Annotated in this window: 1 protein-coding gene; it reads left to right on the top strand. The window is 71.2% G+C overall.

Going from position 1 to position 4006, the window contains the following annotated elements; genetic code table 11:
* Positions 1-4006, top strand: a 4006-nt coding sequence (locus tag ACFVH0_RS40355) for an acyltransferase domain-containing protein (protein ID WP_385828415.1), incomplete at both ends; no start/stop codon positions are given.

Genomic DNA, 4006 nt, shown 5'->3' with positions numbered 1-4006 from the left:
CCACCGTCCTACGCCCCAAAGTCGACGCCGCCTGGCACCTCCACCAACTCACCACCCACCTCAACCTCTCCTTCTTCACCCTCTTCTCCTCCGCCTCGGGCACGTTCGGCGGGCCCGGCCAGGCCAACTACGCGGCCGGGAACGCGTTCCTCGACGCGCTCGCCCAGCACCGCCGCGACCAAGGACTACCCGCCACCTCCCTCGCCTGGGGCCCCTGGGCCGAAGGTGGCATGGCAGGACGCCTCGACGCGGCCGATGTGGAGCGGATGAGCCGGAGCGGGATCACGCCGTTCTCGCCCGAGGAGGGCCTGGAACTCTTCGACACCGCCCTGCGCTCCGACTCGGCGACGCTCGTACCGGTCAAGCTGGATCTCGAAACGTTCCGTTCGGCGCCGGTCGTCCCGTATCTGCTGCGTGGCCTGGTCCGCTCGACGAACCGGCGGGCCGCACGAGCGGGGGCCGGGCAGTCCGCCGACTTCGCCCAGCGGCTGCTGGCCCTCGGTGAGCAGGACCGGATCCGGCTGGTGCTGGATGTCGTACGGAGCGAGGTCGCGGCCGTGCTCGGCCACGCCTCCGGCGACGCCGTCCCGGCCGACCGCGCCTTCACCGAGCTGGGCTTCGACTCCCTCACCGCCGTCGAACTCCGCAACCGCCTCAACACCGTCACCGGCCTGCGCCTGCCCGCCACCCTCGTCTTCGACCACCCCTCCGCCACCGTCCTCGCCGAGCACATCGCCACGGAGAGCACGGGCAGTGCGCGGGCGCAGCAGGACGTGGCCTCGGTACCGGTCGCCGTCGACAGCGACGACCCGGTGGTCATCGTCGGTATGAGCTGCCGCTACCCCGGCGGCGTGACCGGCCCCGAGGACCTGTGGCAGCTGGTGGGTTCCGGCGGTGACGCCATCTCGCCGCTGCCGACGGACCGCGGCTGGGACGTCGGACGCCTCTTCGAGCAGGGTGACGACCGGACCGGTACGTCGTACGCGACGGAGGGCGGCTTCCTGCACACGGCGGCCGAGTTCGATCCGGTCTTCTTCGGGATCTCGCCGCGCGAGGCCCTGGCGATGGACCCGCAGCAGCGGCTCCTCCTCGAAGCCTCCTGGGAGGCCATCGAGCACGCGGGCATCGACCCGACCGCGCTGCGGGGCAGCCAGACCGGCGTGTACGCGGGTCTGATGTACCACGACTACGTCTCGCAGCTGGTCGAGGTCCCGGAGGGTGTCGAGGGCTTCCTCACCACCGGGTCCGCGGGCAGTGTCGTCTCGGGCCGGGTCTCGTACACCCTGGGCCTGGAGGGCCCGGCGGTGACCGTCGACACGGCCTGCTCGTCCTCGTTGGTCGCCCTCCACCTGGCCGCACAGGCGCTGCGCTCGGGCGAGTGCTCGATGGCGCTGGCCGGTGGCGCGACCGTGATGGCGACGCCCGGCAGCTTCATCGAGTTCAGCAAGCAGCGGGGCCTGGCTCCCAACGGCCGGGTGAAGGCCTTCGCGGACTCCGCCGACGGCACCGCATGGTCCGAGGGTGTGGGCGTCCTGCTGCTGGAGCGGCTGTCCGACGCCCGCCGCAATGGTCACCGCGTCCTCGCGGTGGTCCGCGGTTCCGCCGTGAACCAGGACGGTGCGTCCAACGGCCTGACCGCCCCGAGCGGTCCCTCGCAGCAGCGGGTGATCCGCCGGGCACTGGCCAGTGCGGGCCTGTCCGCCGGCCAGATCGACGTGGTCGAGGCGCACGGTACGGGTACGAAGCTCGGTGACCCGATCGAGGCGCAGGCCCTGCTCGCCACGTACGGGCAGGACCGCCCGGCCGACAAGCCGCTGCTGCTGGGATCGGTCAAGTCGAACATCGGTCACACGCAGGCCGCCGCCGGCGTCGCCGGCATCATCAAGATGGTCATGGCGATGCGCCACGGCGTCCTCCCGCAGACGCTCAACGTCGACGAGCCGTCCACGCAGGTGGACTGGTCGGCGGGTGCGGTGGAGCTCCTCACCGAGCCGGTCGCCTGGCCGATGGGGGACGAACCGCGTCGCGCCGGTGTGTCGTCGTTCGGCATCAGCGGTACGAACGCACACGTGATCGTCGAGGAGTCGCCCGACGGCTACGACCGGGGCGGCATGCTGCCCCTGCCGGCGCAGACGGCGCCGGAGGCCGCTGCCGGGCGGACCGCGTTCCTGTTCTCGGGCCAGGGCGCGCAGCGCGTCGGCATGGGACGCGAACTGTACGAGGCGTTCCCGGTGTTCACCGAGGCGTTCGACGCGGTGTGTGTGGAGCTCGACAAGCACCTGGACCGCCCGGTGAAGGAGATCGTCTTCGGCGACTCCGAACTGCTGGACCGGACCGTGTACACCCAGGCGGGCCTGTTCGCCGTCGAGGTGGCGCTGTTCCGGCTGGTCGAGCACTGGGGCATCACGCCCGACTACCTGCTCGGCCACTCCATCGGTGAACTGGCCGCCGCGCACGTCGCGGGCGTCTGGTCCCTGGAGGACGCCGCGTCGTTGGTCGCCGCCCGCGGGCGTCTGATGCAGGCCCTCCCGGCCGGCGGCGCCATGGTCGCGCTGAAGGCGGCCGAGGCGGATGTCCTGCCTCTGCTGACCGAGGGCGTCTCGATCGCGGCCGTCAACGGGCCGTCGTCGGTGGTCGTCTCGGGCGACGAGGACGCGGTGCTGGCGGTGGCCGCCCGGTTCGAGCGATCGGTGCGGCTGCGGGTCAGCCACGCGTTCCACTCGCCGCGCATGGAACCCATGCTGGCCGAGTTCAAGACGGTCGCCGAAGGCCTGACCTTCCACGCACCGCGGATCCCGATCGTCTCCAACCTCAGCGGTGAGCCGGCCGGTGAGGAGTTGCTGACGGCCGACTACTGGGTGGACCACGTCCGCCGGGCCGTCCGTTTCCTCGACGGCATGCACGCACTCCGCGAGCTGGAGGTCGAGCAGTTCGTGGAACTCGGCCCGGACAGCGTCCTCACCGCTCTCGGCCGGGCGTGCCTCGGCGAGAGCACAGCGCTGACGGTGTCGGTGCTCCGCAAGAACGGCCCCGCCCTGGAGCAACTGACCTCCGCCGTGGCAGCTCTGCGGAACCGCGCGGTCAGCTTCAACACGGACCTCGCGACCCGGGAACTGAACGAGGCGGCCGCCTCGGTGCTGCCGGTGGTGCCGTGGGTGCTGTCTGCCAGGTCGGAGGAGGCGTTGGCCGGTCAGGCGGAGCGGTTGCTCGGTCTGGTGGGTGCTGTTTCGCCGGTGGATGTGGGGTGGTCGCTGGTCTCGACGCGTGCGGCTTTCGAGCATCGTGCGGTGGTGGTGGGTGAGGATCGTGAGGCGTTGCTGCGGGCGCTCGCCGAGGGCCAGTCGGCGGCGGGCGTCGTCCGTGGCGCTGTGCAGGGTGGCCGTTCGGCGTTCCTGTTCTCGGGTCAGGGGTCGCAGCGGGCCGGGATGGGCCAGGAGCTGTACGAGGCGTATCCGGTGTTCGCAGATGCGTTCGATGCGGTGTGTGCGGAGCTTGACCGTCATCTCGATCGGCCGGTCAGGGACGTGGTGTTCGGTGGGTCGGAGCTGATCGACCAGACCGTCTACACGCAGGCCGGGCTGTTCGCGATCGAGGTGGCGCTGTTCCGGCTGCTGGAGCACTGGGGGGTGACCCCCGACTACCTCCTCGGGCACTCGATCGGCGAACTGGCCGCCGCGCACGTCGCGGGCGTCTGGTCCCTGAAGGACGCTGCCGCGCTCGTCGCCGCGCGGGGCCGTCTGATGCAGGCCCTGCCCACGGGTGGGGCGATGGTCGCCATCCAGGCCACCGAGGCGGAAGTCCTGCCGCTGCTCACCGACGGTGTCTCCATCGCAGCCCTGAACGGCCCGGACTCCGTGGTGATTTCGGGTGATGAGGATGCCGTACTCGCCATCGCGTCCGGCTTCGGGAAAACGAAGCGGCTCCGCGTCAGCCACGCCTTCCACTCACCGCGCATGGAACCCATGCTGGCCGAGTTCAAGGCAGTGGCGGAGAACCTGACGTTCCA

The organism is Streptomyces sp. NPDC127117 (assembly GCF_042677325.1).
GTDB lineage: Bacteria > Actinomycetota > Actinomycetes > Streptomycetales > Streptomycetaceae > Streptomyces.
The sequence above is the reverse complement of the archived record's forward strand: the minus strand, read 5'-3'. Positions and strand labels throughout refer to the sequence as shown.